Source organism: Nesterenkonia marinintestina (genome assembly GCF_025420485.1).
In the GTDB taxonomy this organism is placed as follows: Bacteria; Actinomycetota; Actinomycetes; order Actinomycetales; family Micrococcaceae; genus Nesterenkonia; species Nesterenkonia marinintestina.
Genome location: NZ_JAOEFD010000010.1, coordinates 53,320 through 68,186, shown reverse-complemented (window position 1 = coordinate 68,186; position 14,867 = coordinate 53,320). Strand labels below are relative to the sequence as shown.

At 70.7% G+C, this 14,867-nt stretch carries 15 protein-coding genes; 13 read left to right on the top strand and 2 right to left on the bottom strand.

All coding sequences use genetic code 11. The features are described from left to right. Positions 1-103 precede the first annotated feature (103 nt). Genes phnD through phnE (N7E59_RS08990) form a run of 4 tightly spaced genes read left to right on the top strand, consistent with a single transcriptional unit; the run spans position 104 to position 3,940 of the window. Entirely contained in the window at positions 104-1,114 is a 1,011-nt protein-coding gene (gene phnD, locus N7E59_RS09005; RefSeq protein ID WP_261624603.1) for a phosphate/phosphite/phosphonate ABC transporter substrate-binding protein, read from the top strand. A gap of 17 nt (positions 1,115-1,131) precedes the next feature. Further along, on the top strand, positions 1,132-1,950 hold the full coding sequence (gene phnC / locus N7E59_RS09000) for a phosphonate ABC transporter ATP-binding protein (RefSeq protein WP_261624602.1): 819 nt from the start codon (positions 1,132-1,134) through the stop codon (positions 1,948-1,950). After that, positions 1,947-2,963, top strand: coding sequence for a phosphonate ABC transporter, permease protein PhnE (gene phnE, locus N7E59_RS08995; protein WP_261624601.1), 1,017 nt, complete (start codon positions 1,947-1,949; stop codon positions 2,961-2,963). Before phnC ends, phnE (N7E59_RS08995) begins: the two co-directional genes overlap by 4 nt. Then, positions 2,960-3,940 (top strand): phosphonate ABC transporter, permease protein PhnE, encoded by a 981-nt coding sequence (gene phnE, locus N7E59_RS08990; RefSeq protein ID WP_261624600.1) that lies wholly within the window; start codon positions 2,960-2,962, stop codon positions 3,938-3,940. The genes phnE (N7E59_RS08995) and phnE (N7E59_RS08990) overlap by 4 nt, the downstream gene beginning before the upstream one ends. On the opposite strand, the gene N7E59_RS08985 is transcribed toward phnE (N7E59_RS08990), so the two are convergent. Both N7E59_RS08985 and N7E59_RS08980 read right to left on the bottom strand, forming a co-directional pair. After that, the gene (locus tag N7E59_RS08985; protein ID WP_261624599.1) at positions 3,916-4,671 is read right to left on the bottom strand and encodes an ABC transporter ATP-binding protein; all 756 of its coding nucleotides are present in this window, start codon (positions 4,669-4,671) and stop codon (positions 3,916-3,918) included. The two genes, phnE (N7E59_RS08990) and N7E59_RS08985, sit on opposite strands and share 25 nt — an antisense overlap. Beyond that, positions 4,671-5,849 (bottom strand): ABC transporter permease, encoded by a 1,179-nt coding sequence (locus tag N7E59_RS08980; RefSeq protein ID WP_261624598.1) that lies wholly within the window; start codon positions 5,847-5,849, stop codon positions 4,671-4,673. The genes N7E59_RS08985 and N7E59_RS08980 overlap by 1 nt, the downstream gene beginning before the upstream one ends. 168 nt (positions 5,850-6,017) lie before the next feature. On the opposite strand from N7E59_RS08980, the gene N7E59_RS08975 reads away from it, so the two are divergent. From N7E59_RS08975 to N7E59_RS08935, 9 genes are all read left to right on the top strand, one after another. Beyond that, positions 6,018-7,292, top strand: a complete 1,275-nt coding sequence (locus N7E59_RS08975) for a sensor histidine kinase (RefSeq protein WP_261624597.1) — start codon at positions 6,018-6,020, stop codon at positions 7,290-7,292. Further along, positions 7,285-7,950, top strand: coding sequence for a response regulator (locus tag N7E59_RS08970; protein ID WP_261624596.1), 666 nt, complete (start codon positions 7,285-7,287; stop codon positions 7,948-7,950). The genes N7E59_RS08975 and N7E59_RS08970 overlap by 8 nt, the downstream gene beginning before the upstream one ends. 64 nt (positions 7,951-8,014) lie before the next feature. Further along, entirely contained in the window at positions 8,015-8,440 is a 426-nt protein-coding gene (locus tag N7E59_RS08965) for a DUF3151 domain-containing protein (RefSeq protein ID WP_261624595.1), read from the top strand. A 158-nt stretch (positions 8,441-8,598) separates the two neighbouring features. After that, on the top strand, positions 8,599-10,062 hold the full coding sequence (locus N7E59_RS08960; RefSeq protein WP_261624594.1) for a lipase family protein: 1,464 nt from the start codon (positions 8,599-8,601) through the stop codon (positions 10,060-10,062). A 20-nt stretch (positions 10,063-10,082) separates the two neighbouring features. After that, positions 10,083-10,763 (top strand): thymidine kinase, encoded by a 681-nt coding sequence (locus tag N7E59_RS08955; protein WP_261624593.1) that lies wholly within the window; start codon positions 10,083-10,085, stop codon positions 10,761-10,763. Positions 10,764-10,846: 83 nt separating this feature from the next. Further along, entirely contained in the window at positions 10,847-11,404 is a 558-nt protein-coding gene (locus N7E59_RS08950; RefSeq protein ID WP_261624592.1) for a DUF421 domain-containing protein, read from the top strand. A gap of 116 nt (positions 11,405-11,520) precedes the next feature. Further along, positions 11,521-12,810 carry an adenylosuccinate synthase gene (locus tag N7E59_RS08945; RefSeq protein ID WP_261624591.1) on the top strand — a complete coding sequence of 430 codons (1,290 nt, stop codon included), beginning with the start codon at positions 11,521-11,523 and terminating at the stop codon, positions 12,808-12,810. Between the two features lie 32 nt (positions 12,811-12,842). Continuing rightward, positions 12,843-14,219, top strand: coding sequence for a polysaccharide biosynthesis tyrosine autokinase (locus N7E59_RS08940; RefSeq protein ID WP_261624590.1), 1,377 nt, complete (start codon positions 12,843-12,845; stop codon positions 14,217-14,219). Positions 14,220-14,225: 6 nt separating this feature from the next. Beyond that, on the top strand, positions 14,226-14,867 hold the full coding sequence (locus tag N7E59_RS08935) for an arsenate reductase/protein-tyrosine-phosphatase family protein (RefSeq protein WP_261624589.1): 642 nt from the start codon (positions 14,226-14,228) through the stop codon (positions 14,865-14,867).

The following is a 14,867-nucleotide window of genomic DNA, read 5'->3' as shown; positions in this document are numbered from 1 at the left end:
TCCTGTACCTGTTGTTGCACGATGCACCTGCAGCTAGCGTGGCGAGGACACATACCTGAGGGCATTCACCTGACGACGACGCACCGCTGAAGAGGGGACCATCATGCACCACCCGAAGAAGTCGCTGTTCGCACTGGCCGGAGTTCTGACGCTCGGACTGACCGCCTGCGTGACCGACGACGCCGACGGCGACGGGGACGAGGGAGACGGCGACGAGGGCTCCGAGGAGGCGCTGGTCCTGGGGCTGGTGCCCTCGCAGGACGCCGACGCCCTGGTCGAGGACGCCGACGTGCTCGCCGAGCGTCTCAGCGAAGAGATGGACCGCGAGATCGAGCCGTACATCACCGACAACTACTCGGGGCTGATCACCGCCATGCAGACCGGGCAGGCCGACATCGGCATGTTCGGTCCCGTGGCCCTGGTGCAGGCCGTCGACCAGGCCGACGCCGAGCCGATCCTGCAGTCGGTCCGCTTCGGATCCGACACCTATGTCACCCAGTGGTTCACCAACGACCCCGACACCTACTGCACGGACGAGCCGGTCGAGGAGGAGGACGACGACGGGAACACGTTCCTCTTCTGCAACGGCACCGACGAGGCCGAGGACGGTCCCGTCGGCGAGGACGCCCTGGAGCAGATCGAGTCCGGGGCCACGATCTCCTTCGTCGACGAGGGCTCGGCCTCCGGGTACTACTACCCCGCCACCCAGCTCGAGCAGGTCGCCGACCTCGACCCGATGACCGACCTCGACGCCCAGTTCGCCGGCGGCCACCCCAACTCCGTGCTCAACGTCTACAACGGAGAGATCTCCCTCGGCGTGAGCTTCGACGACGCCCGCACCGACGTGGTGGAGGAGGAGCCGGACGTCGGCGAGGAGGTCGTGGTCTTCGCCTACTCCGAGAACATCCCCAACGACGGCATCGTCGTCTCCTCGGACCTCTCCGAGGAGGAGCAGGAGCAGGTCACCGACGGCTTCCTCGCCCTCACCGAGTCCGACGAGGGGCTCGACGCGCTGGACGAGGTCTACAACATCGAGGACCTCGTCGAGGCGGACACCGACGCCCTCGACGCCGCCCGCGAGGTCGCCGCGAACTTCGGCGACGACGAGGAGTGACCGACTCCCGTCCCGCGATGATCAGCTTCGAATCCGTCGACGTCGTCTACCCGGGAGGCGTCCGGGGGCTCGCCGATGTCGACCTGCGTATCGACGACGGTGAGTTCATCGTCATCGTGGGGCTCTCCGGTGCCGGGAAGTCCACCCTCCTCCGCGCCGTCAACGGTCTCGTGCCGTATACGTCGGGGACCCTCACCGTGGGCGACGAGGTGGTGGACCCGCACTCGCGGCGTCGGCTGCGCCGACTGCGGTCCCGGGTGGGCATGATCTTCCAGTCCTTCAACCTGGTCTCTCGGATCAGCGTGCTGCACAACGTACTGGTCGGGCGGTCGTCGCAGACGCCCACCTGGCGCTCCCTGCTCGGATGGTACCGGCCGGAGGACCGCGAGATCGCGTTCCAGTCCTTGGAACGGGTGGGCATCGTGGAGAAGGCGTACGTGCGGGCCTCCACCCTCTCGGGCGGCCAGCAGCAGCGGGTGGCCATCGCGCGTGCTCTGGCCCAGGACCCGGAGGTCCTGCTCGCCGATGAGCCGGTGGCCTCGCTGGACCCGCCCACCGCGCACCAGGTCCTGCAGGATCTGCGTCGGATCAACCGCGAGCTGGGCATCACCACCATCGTGAACCTCCACCACCTCGACATGGCCCGACGCTACGCGGATCGGGTGATCGGGATGCGCGGCGGACGCATCGTCTTCGACGCGCCGGTGGAGGAGGCCGACGACGCCGCCGTGGAGGAGATCTATCAGCGTTCCCTGACCGCCGACGACGTCGCCGGGTCGGTGGACCTCGACCGCGACGGGTCGGACGGCGGCGCCCCCGGAGCGCAGGACCGATGAGCACCCGGGTCGAGGAGCGCAGGACCACCCGGGGAGAGCCGGGGTCGCAGCGTCCGGTCCGTCCTCGACCGAGCGTCGGGTCGTACCTGGCGCTGCTCGCCGTCGCCGGCGTCCTGCTGGTCCTCTTCGTCCGGACCACGACGTCGACGCTGAGCCTGTCGTTCGGCCTGTTCTCCGTGCCGCTCACCGTCAGCATCGCCGGTGTCCTGGTGGTGGCGGTGCTCGCGCTGGGGTGGCGGCTGCGGACCGGCCCTCTGCTCGTGCTCGGCGTCATGGCGGTGATCGCCACGTGTTGGTGGGCCGGCTCGGGGATCGGGTTCACACTGAGTCCCCTGTGGGAGGACCTCCACCGGGCGCGCCCCGTCGTGGACGGCTTCCTGAATCCCAACTGGGGCTTCATCGTCCGCGTCTGGGACCAGTGGGTGGTGACCATCGCCATGGCCGTGGTGGCCACTACGGTCGGCTGCCTCATCGGCCTCCTGCTGGCCCTGGGCGCCTCCCCGGTCTCCAGCCCGACGACGTGGACCAGCCAGCTGATCAAGGCCGCCAACTCGGTGGTCCGCTCCATCCCCGACATCGGGTACGGTCTGCTCTTCGTCGCCATGCTCGGCGGTACCGCGGGCGGCGCCGGACCGATGGCCGGTGTCCTGGCCCTGGTGATGTTCAACATCGGAATCGTCGCGAAGCTGACCGGTGAGACCATCGATTCCGTGGACCTGGGACCCGTGGAGGCGGCCGCCGCGTCGGGCGCCTCGCTGGCTCAGCGGAATCGGGCTGCGGTGGTCCCTCAGATCCTGCCCGGATTCTTCTCCTACACGCTCTACACCTTCGAACTGAACATCCGCGCCTCGGTGGTGCTGGGGATCGTCGGCGCCGGGGGTGTGGGGCAGGTGATCACCGTGCAGCTCTCCCACTTCAGCTACTCCAACATCTCGGCGATCATGATCGCCCTGGTGGCCGTGGTGCTCGCAGTGGACTACCTCTCGCTGACGATCCGCAGGAGGCTGACATGACCTCCGCACCGCAGAGCACGGCCCGCCGCTTCCCGGAGGACGCCCTCGACCGGCGTCCGGTGCGTCCGGCCCGGACGGGATACACGGTGGGGATGATCGGATTCGGCATCCTGTTCATCGCCGCCGTCGCCGCGACGGGTGCCGACTTCTCCCGACTGGTGGACTTCCCGCGGAACTTCGTCGACTACACCTCCCTGATGACGCAGGGGGTGCTCCAGGTGCCCGACGCGCAGGTGCGCGGCTACTGGGCCGCCTCGCTGGACGCCATGCTCGAGTCGGTCAAGATCGCCTGGATCGGCACCGTCGTCGGCGCTCTGTTCTCGCTGCCGATGGGCTTCCTGGCCGCGCGGACGATGACTCCGCTGCCGATCTACGCCGCAGTGCGGTTCGTGCTCTCCTTCATCCGGGCGGTGCCGGAGATCATCTTCGCCATCGCGATCATGCTGCCGATCTTCGGGCTGGGACCGATGGCCGGGGCCCTCGCCCTGGGGATCAGCTCCGTCGGCACGCTGTCGAAGCTGATCTCCGAGGCCGTCGAGTCTGTGGATCCGGGGCCGTTGGAATCCGCCCGGGCCTCCGGAGCCACCCGGGTGCAGGTCGTCCGTTGGGCCGTGCTGCCGCAGGTGCTGCCCGAGATCATCGCCATCTGGCTGTACCGGTTCGAGGTCAACATCAGAGCCTCGGCGATCCTCGGGGTGCTCGGCGCCGGGGGAGTCGGTTCGCTGCTGAGCACCCTGTTCGACGCGCGGCAGTGGGAACGGATCGGCATCACCCTGGTGGTGATCATCGTGGTGACGATCGTCGTAGACCAGATCTCCGGGTGGATCCGCCACCGCATCATCCACGGGGTGCCGAAGGGCGGATCCGCCGACGACCCCGGTGACGACCCCGGTGACGACCCGGGTGACGAGGCCGGCGCCGACCCCGCCGCCGAACCCGGTCCGGAGGCGGATCAGCCCACCGAGCCCACGCGCTGACCGACCTGCTCGTCGAACCGGCGGGCGCCGGGCCGGGCGGTGGTCTCCGGGGCGGCGAGCGCCCCGTCGCGCATCGTGGCCACGGCATCGGTGAGCGGGACGAAGTCGGTGTCGTGGGTGACCATCACCGTGGCGGTGCCGCGTTCGCGGGTGATCCGACACAGCAGGCGCACCACGTCCTCGGAGCGCTCATGGTCCAGCGCCGCGGTCGGCTCGTCGACCAGCAGCACCGTGGGCTCGGACATCAGCGCCCGGGCGATGTTGACACGCTGCCGCTGACCTCCGGAGAGCTCATGGGGACGTCGGCCCGTCGAAGAGCTCAGCCCCACCTGGTCCAGGATCTCGGCGGCGCGTTCGCGGGCCCGACTGCGGGACCTTCCGCGCAGGTCGTCGACGACGACCAGCTGCTCCAGCGCGGTCAGCGACGGCAGCAGGTTGGGCTGCTGGAAGATCAGGCCCACGGAGTCCCGGCGAAGCGCGGCCCGGCCCTTCTCGGAGAGCTCGGTCACCTCCGTGCCGTCGACGCGCACGCTGCCGCGGCTCGGAGCCAGCAGGGTGGCGGCCACGGCGAGCAGGCTGGACTTCCCCGAGCCCGAGGGGCCCACCAGCGAGGTGATGGTCCCGGCCTCCGCGACGAAGTCGACCTCGTCCAGGGCGCGCAGCACGCCGTCGCGGCCGTCGGGGTACTCGAGGACGACGTCGGTCATCTGCAGTGCGGGTGTCGTGTGCATCAGTTGCCTCCCAGGGCGATCATCGGGTCCACAGTGGTCACGCGGCGCACCGCCAGGATCGAGCCGGCCGCTCCGATGACGACGACGCCGGCCATCGGCAGCAGCGTGGTGGTCGCATCGGTGAGGAACGGGGCGGCCTGGGCCGCGAACATCCCCCCGGCGGCGCCCAGCGCTCCCCCCAGGGCGGCCCCGGCGACCAGGATGATCAGGGCCTGGCCGACGGCGTCGCGCAGCACGTACGTCGAGGAGGCCCCGAGCGCACGCAGCACGGCGATGTCCCGGGTGCGCTGGACGGTCCACACCGAGAGGAAGGCCACGATCACCAGGGCTGAGATCCCGTACAGGAAGCCCTGGATCATGGTCAGCGATCCGTTCTCCGAGGTGTACGACGGCAGCGCGTGGAAGCTGTCGGTCCGGGACAGTGCGGAGGTCCCGGCGGCGGCGTCGACGTCGTCGCGGACCTGCTCGGGCGTGGTCTCCGCGCCGGTGAGCCCGGTCCACAGTCCGGGGGCGAGGTCGCTGACCAGGTTCTCGGAGGACACGTCCTCGGCGAACGAGGAGACCACCACGGTGCCGACCACCTCGTCGTCCCCTCCGCCGGAGCCTCCGACGTGCGAGGCCGTCCGCCAGTCATCCAGGGTCGTCCACACCACGGGCACGTGGCTGTAGGACTGTTCGTCCACGACGTCGACGACCTCCAGCTCCTCACCGCCGACCTCGATCCGGTCCCCGGCGCCGACCTCGAGCTCCTCGGTGACGCCCTCGGTGAGCACGGCCTCGCCGACCTCGGGCTGGGCGCCCTCCGGCGCGGGGGAGCCGTCGGCCCCGAACAGCGCCACCGAGGTGACTCCCTCCCGGTCCCCGGTCAGGCTCATCCGCGTCTGGGAGATCCCCAGCGCCGCGGCCGAGTCGACGTGGTCGGCGTCCTGCCAGGCCCGGAGCTGCGCGGCGGTGACCGTGGAGTCGGTGAAGTCCTCCTCCGGCTCGTCCTGCCCGGCGGGGGAGCCGAAGGCGACGGTGTCGGCGTCGAGGTCGTCGATCGCGCCGGTGGTCTGCTGGGCCAGTCCGGAGGTGAGGCCGGAGAGCATCACCAGCAGGAACGTGATCAGGGTGACCACGCCGCCCATCAGGGCGAAGCGGCCGGTGGCGAATCGTATGTCGCGCAGCGCGAGGAACATCGGGTCTCCAGGGAGTGGGGCGTCTCGTGGGTCGGTCTGGGTCCAGCCTTCCGGAGCACGCCGCCCGGGGAATCGTGCGCGGGGTCGGTCCCGCGGAGACCTTCGGTGCAGCCGCGTATCAACCGATCGGTGGATCGCCGGCCGCCCCGGCACCGATAGTCTGGCCGGATGGAGACCGGTCCCCGCATGCCGCTGACCGGTGCCCGGGTGCTGTCGGGTCTGCGGATGAGCCTCCACCTGGCCGTCGCCCTGCTGCTGGCCGTCGGGACGGCCCGGATGTACGTCGACGAGGGCTCCCTGTGGCCGGGTCTGGCGCCGGTGGGGCTCTTCGTCCTGCTCTACGCGGCCGGCACCGTCACCGAGGGGCGGATGCGTCGCACCGACACGCCGGTCCCTGCGGCGGCTCGGCTGGGGTGGCTGTTCGCCGTCACCGCGGTCTGGGGCCTGCTCGTGCTGCACCACCCGGACTTCGCCTGGCTCGCCTTCCCCCTGTTCTTCCTCCACATCCACCTGCTTCCGCTGATCTGGGGCCTCACCGCCGTCGTCGCGATCACGGCGGTGGTGGTCTTCGCACTGGGACACGGGGCTGACGGGCTGCAGGTCGCCACCGTCCTGGGCCCCAGCATCGGTGCGGTCTGCGCGGTGGTCATGGCCCTGGCCTACCGGACTCTTCGGTCGGAGAACCGCGCCCAGCAGGAGGCCCTGGACGAGCTGCGCCGCACCCGTGAGGATCTGGCGCGCACCCAGCGTGAGGCCGGGGCTCTGGCCGAGCGGGAGCGCATGGCCCGCGACATCCACGACACCCTCGCCCAGGGGTTCTCCTCGATCGTGCTGATGACCCGTGCCGCCGAATCCGACCTCGTCTCCGGAGACTCGGAGGCCGCCTCGGAGCGTCTGGACACGGTCCGCCGCACGGCTGGTGAGAACCTCGACCAGGCCCGTCGGCTGGTCCGGGCGCTGCAGTCCGAGGCGGCGGAGGACGAGCCCCTGCTGCACGGGCTGCGTGAGCTGTGCACCCGCACCGAACGGCGGGCCGCCGCCGAGGGGGCGCGGCTCTCGGTGCGCCTCGACGTGCAGGGATCTCCGCGGGTCCTGGGGGCCTCGGCCTCGCTGGCTCTGCTGCGCGCGGCGCAGTCCTCGCTGGCGAACGTCACCCAGCACGCCCGGGCCGGCACGGCGGTGATCACACTGAGCTTCCTGGACGACGAGGTCACCCTGGACGTCTTCGACGACGGCGTCGGCTTCGACCCGCACTCAGCACGCGTTGCGGACTCGGCGCCCGTCCCGGCGGCCGAGGACGGTTCCGGGTTCGGGCTGCAGGCCCTGGCGCAGCGTGCCGAGGCTCTGGGCGGGACCGCTGAGGTCGAGTCCGCACCCGGAGAGGGGACGGTGGTCGCGCTGCGGCTGCCGACCCCGGTCGACGAAGGAGCACCCCATGTCTGAGTCCAGCTCCCCTGACACGGAGCCGATCCGGGCGCTGCTGGTCGACGACCACCCCGTGGTGCGTGCAGGCCTGCGGGCCATGCTCGAGGGCAGCGACCTCGTCGTCGTGGCCGAGGCGGAGACCGGGGAGGAGGCGGTCCGGCTGGCCGTCGAGCGGCAGGCCGGAGTCTCCGGGCCGGATCTGGTGCTGATGGACCTGCAGCTGGGGTCCGGCATCGACGGCGCCGAGGCGACCCGCAGGATCCGTCGGGCGGCGCCGGAGCTGCCGGTGCTGATCCTCACCACCTATGACACCGATGCGGACATCCTCGCCGCCGTGGAGGCCGGAGCGGCCGGGTACATGCTCAAGGACGCCCCGCCCGAGCAGATCCATCGCGCGGTGCGCGACGCCGCGGCCGGTCGGACGGCCCTGGCCCCGGAGGTGGCGGCTCGGCTGGTGGGGCGGATCCGGGAGCCGTCGCCGTCGCTGAGCGCTCGGGAGGTGCAGCTGGTCGAGCTGCTGGCCACCGGCCTGTCCAACCGGGCGATCGCCAAGGAGCTGTTCATCTCCGAGGCGACGGTGAAGACCCACCTGATCCACGTGTATCAGAAGCTCGGGGTCGACAATCGGGTCTCAGCGGTCAGCGAGGCGCGGGCCCGGCGCATCATCCGCTCCTGAACGGCTGCGCCCGAGGCCGGTCACCGGTTCGGGGCGTCCCGCCGATGCTGGATAGGGTGGAGGCATGAGCATCGTCGGACGCAATCTGATGGAGCCGGAGCCCACCCTGCTGCCGGCGGAGCCCGAGGTCGACCAGGCGCTGGAGGCCGGATCGGAGGCCGTCGACGTCGTCGCCGACCACCCCACCTCCTCCCTGCTGTGGGCGCTGCTGGCCGAGGACGCCCTCTCGGAGGGCCACACCGTCGAGGGCTACGCCTACGCCCGGGTCGGCTACCACCGCGGGCTCGACGCCCTGCGCGGTTCGGGGTGGCGCGGTGCGGGTCCGGTCCCGTGGTCCCACGCCCCCAATCGTGGCTTCCTGCGAGCGCTGGCGGCGTTGGGCCAGGCGGCCGCGGCCATCGGGGAGTCCGAGGAGGTCGTCCGCATCACCCAGCTGCTCCGGGACTGCGACCCTGCGGCCGAGCAGGAGATCTCCCAGCTGCGCCGATGACGGCCGCCGACCACGGTTGAGCCGAGCTGACCTGGGGATCCTCGGGGTCCCTTGACGCGGGTGGACCTCGCGCTAAGGTGTGGTACGGATCACGAGTTACTGACCGGTATACCGGCGAGGAACTTGTGGCACCCCGTCACCCGACCTGCGGAGGCCCTGTGCTGAACCGTTCGACACGCCCGCTCACCCGTCCCGCCCGTCCTCTTCCCCGTGCGATCACCCGCTCGGCGCTCGTGCTCGGCATGGGAGGACTGATCCTCTCCGGCGCCGCACCGTCCGCCGCCGCGCCGATCCTGCCTCCGGCCTCGGAGCAGATGCCGGAGCCGGAGGAGGCGCTGGCGGACCGTCAGGCCGACGAGGCCGCCGACGAGACCCTGGTCGAGGATGACGTCCCCGAGGGCGTGGAGCTGGAGGACGCCCAGCGGCTGATCGACGAGTCCGACGAGGTCACCGCAGACGACGTCCGCTACGCAGGCGCCGTCGACGACCTCCCCGAGGAACCGGACCGAAGCTTCTACGACACCCCCGACCAGCTGCCCGACGAGGACGGGGAGCTGATCCGCCAGCGTGAGGGCACCTTCTACCTGGACCCGCTGAACCTCGTCGAACCCGAAGGTGATGTCACCACCTTCATGTACCGGACCACTGACAGCAACGAGGCCGCCCGGGCCGCCACGGCCACCCTGCTCGAGCCGGAGGACGGTTCGGGGCGGGTCATCGTGCATGCTCCCGGCACTCAGGGCATGGGCGACCAGTGCGCTCCCAGCCGGCAGCTGGCCGCGGGCACCGAGTATGAGGGGATCGGCATCGCCAACGCGCTGAACTCCGGCTACACCGTGGTGCTGGTCGACTACATCGGGCTCGGCACCGAGGGCGAGCACACCTATCTGAACCGCGTGGACCAGGGCAGGGCCGTGCTCGACGCCGCCCGTGCGGCCGCACAGGTGTACGGCGGCGGCGTGGAGGAGGACTCCCCGCTGCACCTCCGCGGCTACTCCCAGGGCGGAGGGGCCGCGGCCTCGGCCCTCGAGCTCGCCGGCGAGCACGCCCCGGAGCTCCCCCTGGTCTCCGGAAGCGCGGGCGCGCCGCCGGCCGACCTGTTCCGCGTGGCGGAGAACATCGACGGTTCCCTGTACTCGGCGTTCCTGCTCTTCGCCATGGGGTCCATGGTGGAGTCGGAGGGCGTCGACCCGACCGAGTTCCTCAACGCCGACGGCCTGCAGGCGATGGAGGAGGCCTCGGGGCAGTGTGCGATCCAGGCGGTCTTTGCCCACGCGCTCACCGACTCCCGCACCCTGACCCTCGACGGGCGCTCGTTCAGCGAGATGATCCACGAGGAGCCCTTCGCCTCCTACCTGCAGGAGCAGAGCCTCGGACAGCAGGGCCGTGCCCCCGAGGTGCCGACCCTGATCAACCACGCGCCGCTCGACGACGTCATCCCCTACGCCGTCGGCCGGGACATGGGGTCGGCCTGGTGCGGCAGCGGCGGGCAGGTCACCTTCGAGGCCACGGGGGTGCCCACCCATCTGGGCGCCTATCTGGGGTCGATGCCGCGGACCGGGATCTTCACCGCCCGGATGTTCGACGGTCGCAGTCCGGTGGACAGCTGCTGGAGGCTGTGAGGCGATAGGATCGTGCGGCTATGGCCAAGCTGTACTTCCGCTACGGAGCGATGAACTCCGGAAAGTCCACCAGCCTGCTGCAGGCCGCGTTCAACTATGAGGAGCGGGACCAGCGGGTGCTGCTGGCCAAACCGGTGACCGACACCAAGGGCGACGACGAGATCGTCTCCCGGCTGGGCGTCACCCGGAGCGTCGACCTCATGATCGGTCCCGACGACGATCTGCGCGACCTCTTCGCCCGGTACGCCGCGGGCGAGGAGCCCGGCACCCTGCTGGAGGCCCTCGACCACGACGCCGTCGGCCCTCCGACGCCCGGGGGCTGGCGGGCCGGGATCCGGCCGGTGGCATGCCTGCTGATCGATGAGGCCCAGTTCCTCGCCCCGGACCAGGTCGACGACCTGCTGCGCATCGCCGTGTTGGACGAGGTGCCGGTGCTGGCCTATGGGATCCGTACGGACTTCCGCACGCGGGCCTTCCCGGGATCGGCCCGACTGATGGACCTGGCGCACTCCTTGGAGGAGCTGAAGACGATCTGCCGGTGCGGGCGCAAGGCGCTGTTCAACACCCGGCGGGACGGGGACCGCATCGTCTTCGACGGGGACCAGGTCGCCATCGACGGCGGCGAGGTCGGAGGTGAGGTCTGGTACGAGTCGCTGTGTGCGGCCTGCTATCTGGAGGCCTCCGGAGGACGCCTGGGCTGAGGGTCGTCGTCCCAGCTCAGGACGGGATGTGAGCTCCGGAGCGGCGCATCGACACCGGGTGTCGTCCGTGGCAGTCTCCGGGTATGGATATGACACAGTTCTGGGACGGCTGGGACCCCATCGTCCACACGGTGCTGACCGTCTCGGTCGGCTATCTGGCCCTGCTGATGCTGCTGCGGATCACCGGGCCGCGCACCACCGCGGCGATGACGCCGCTGGACCTCATCATGGCGGTGACGATCGGTTCGGCCTTCGGTCGGACGATCACCGCCCCCGACGTCCCGATCACCCAGATGCTGCTCACCCTGGTCATGCTGGTGCTGCTGCACTGGGTGCTGGCCTGGGTGCGGCGGCGCTCGCCGAAGCTCCGGCGCCTGGTGGACTCGCAGCCGGTGCTCGTCTACTACCACGGCGAGTTCCAGCACCGGACGATGCGCAAGCACCAGCTGGTCGAGGACGACGTCCACACCGCGGCCCGCCAGGCAGGACTCGGCTGCATGGACGAGGTGGAGGCGGTCATCCTGCAGCAGGACGGCGCCCTCGGTCTGATCACCTCCGGGAAGTTCGGCTCCGGAGAGACCGTGCTGCCCTACACCGGCGAGCCGGACGGACCGACCGACGGGACAGCACCCCGCCGGTGAGCCCTTGGTAGACTGCCACGGGTGTCGGCGCGGCCCGGAACGGTACGGGAGGAGCCGGCACGGGACCGCCCCGAACCGGCGCTCGGACGACTCTGCGCCGCATGAGAAGGAGTGTCATGCCAGCGATCGTGATCGTCGGCGCCCAGTGGGGCGATGAGGGCAAGGGCAAGGCCACCGACCTGCTCGGCGAGCGGGTCGACTACGTGGTCAAGCCCAACGGCGGCAACAACGCCGGGCACACCGTCGTCGTCGGCGGGGAGAAGTTCGAGCTCAAGCTGCTTCCCGCAGGCATCCTCTCGCCGAATGCGACCCCGGTCATCGGCAACGGCGTCGTGGTCAACCTGGAGGCCCTGTTCGAGGAGATCGACGGCCTCGAGGTCCGCGGCCACGACTGCTCCCACCTGCGCATCTCCGCCAACGCGCACCTGGTGGCTCCGTACCACCAGACCATGGACAAGGTCACCGAACGGTTCCTCGGCAAGCGGGCCATCGGCACCACCGGGCGCGGCATCGGACCCACCTATATGGACAAGGTCGCCCGGCTGGGGATCCGTGTGCAGGACATCTTCGACGAGTCGATCCTGCGCCAGAAGATCGAAGGTGCGCTGCGGCAGAAGAACGAGCTGCTGGTGAAGCTCTACAACCGGCGCTCCATCACCGTCGACGAGATCGCCGAGTACTTCCTCTCCTACGCCGATCGGCTGCGGCCGATGGTCGTGGACTCCACGATCCTGCTCAACGACGCCCTCGACGACGGTCGGGTGGTGCTCATGGAGGGCGGGCAGGCCACCTACCTCGACGTCGACCACGGCACCTATCCGTTCGTCACCAGCTCCAACCCGACCGCGGGCGGCGCCTCCGTCGGGTCGGGGATCGGCCCCACCCGCATCTCCCGGTCCATCGGTGTGGTCAAGGCCTACACCACCCGGGTGGGGGCCGGCCCGTTCCCCACCGAGCTGTTCGACGAGTGGGGCGAGTTCCTGCAGCGCACCGGCGGCGAGTTCGGCGTCAACACCGGCCGGCCCCGCCGCTGCGGCTGGTTCGACGCGGTGATGGCGCGCTACGCCTCCCGCATCAACGGCTTCACCGACTACTTCCTGACCAAGCTCGACGTCCTCACCGGGATCGAGCGGATACCGGTGTGCGTGGCCTATGAGATCGATGGGGTCCGGTTCGACGAGATGCCGATGACCCAGACCCAGTTCCACCACGCGGTGCCGGTCTTCGAGCACTTCGACGGCTGGACCGAGGACATCTCCTCCGCCCGCACGCTGGACGACCTGCCCACCAACGCGCGAGACTATGTGCTCGCCCTGGAGAAGCTCGCAGGCACCCGCATCTCCGGTGTGGGGGTGGGTCCGGGGCGGGACCAGGTGATCTCGGTACACGACCTCATAGACGGCTGATACCGGCTGCGGGGGAGAGGGGGCGGTCAGCTGTGGAGCTGCGCGAATATCTGATGATCCTGCGCCGGGGGTGGCTCACCGTCCTGGTGGTCACCCTCCTGGGCGCGGCCCTGGGAGGCGCGGCGGCACTGCTGCAGACTCCCCGGTACGAGGCCGAGTCGCTGGTGTACGTCTCGGTGGAGGGGGCGGCCGACGTCAACGAGCTCGGCCAGGGCAACATCTACAGCCAGGAGATGGTGCGCAGCTTCGTGGAGCTGACCACGAGCTCTGCGGTGCTCGGACCGGTGATCGAGGACCTGGCACTGGACACCACGGTGGAGGACCTGGCGGAGGACGTCTCGGTCGCCAGCCAGAACGAGACCGTCATCCTGGAGATCGTCGCCTCGGACGAGGACCCTGACCAGGCCGCGGCCATCGCGGATTCGATCGCCGAGAATCTGGACGCCAGCGTCCAGGAGGTCACCCCCGAGGGCGGCAATGCGATCACCCTGACCACCATCCAGCCGGCGGAGCCGCCGGAGGACCCGGCCGTTCCGCGCCCGCTGGTCTACGTGGCTCTGGGGCTCGTCGTCGGCGCGGCACTGGGCATGGCCGTGCTGGCGCTGCGCGAGGTCCTGCGCACCCGGATCCGCACCGAGGACGACGTCCGGACGATCACCGAGGCCCCGATCCTGGGCACCGTCCGTGAGGACCGGAGGGTGACCTCCGGGGAGCTGGTGGCCCAGACGGACCCGGCCGGCGGATTCGCCGAGTCCTTCCGCACCCTGCGCACCAACCTGCACTTCCTCGACATCGGACGGAGCTCCCACAGCTTCGTCGTCACCTCCTCGGTCCAGAGCGAGGGCAAGACGACGACGGCGGTGAACCTGGCGATCAGTCTTCGGCGGGCCGGGCACCGTGTGCTGCTGGTCGACGCTGACCTGCGACGCCCGGCGGTGGCGGACCACCTCGGCCTGGAGGGCGCGGTCGGGCTCACCGATGCCCTGACCGAGTTGGCGCAGCTCGAGGACGTCGTCCAGTCCTGGGGCCCCGACGAGCTGGCGGTCCTGCCCGCGGGAACCGTCCCGCCGAACCCGAGCGAACTGCTGGGCAGTGCGGCCATGCAGCAGCTGATCTCTCGGCTGGAGTCCGCGTACGACGTCGTCCTGTTCGACACGCCGCCGCTGCTGCCGGTCAGCGACGCCGCGGTGCTGAGCCGGATGACCTCCGGGGCGGTGCTCGTGGTCGGCGTCGGCACCGCCCGCGCGCCGGAGGTCCGCGGGGCCTCCGACGCCCTCGACCTGGTCGAGGCCCGCCTGCTGGGCATCGTGATGACTCGGGTGCCGACCAAGGGCCCGGACGCACAGGGGTACGACCGATACGGCGGGTACGGCTACTCGAGCGTCGAGACCGGCGGGTCGAAGGGCTGAGCGCTGATGCGGACACCCGCTGAGCCGTTCCGGACGGTGGCCGTCTGCACCGGCAATGTATGCCGCTCCGCGCAGTGCGCCCAGATCCTCTCGGCCCGGCTGCGGGACCACGCCCCCGCGGCGGCGGGTCTCGTGGAGGTCACCAGCGCGGGACTGCATCCGCGGCCGGGCGCCCCCATGCCCTCCGAGGCGGCGGAACTCTCCGTGCGTTACGGCGGAGAGCCGTCCGGGCACCGGGCGCGACCGGTGGATCCCGAGGAGATCCTCGCCGCAGACCTCGTGCTGTGCATGACCCGTCGACACCGGCAGGCGCTCGTCAGGACGGCGCCCCGGGCCTCCCGCCGGACCTTCCTGCTCTCCGAGTTCGCGCACCTGGTGCATGACCTCGCGGTCAGCCCTCCGGACTCGCCCGCGCTCGGGGAGCACGCGTCGACCCCCGACCGTCTGCGTGCTCTGGTCCGTGCCGCGGCGCAGCGGCGCGGGCTGACCACCGTGCCGGCGACCCTGCCGGAGGAGGTGGTCGATCCCTTCGGGGGTGCCGCGGGGGACTACCGGACCTCGGCGGAGCAGATCGTCGCCTGCCTCGACCTGCTGCAGGACTCGCTCGGTGACATCGTCGCCTCCGCCGACGGCGGGCCACGATCATGA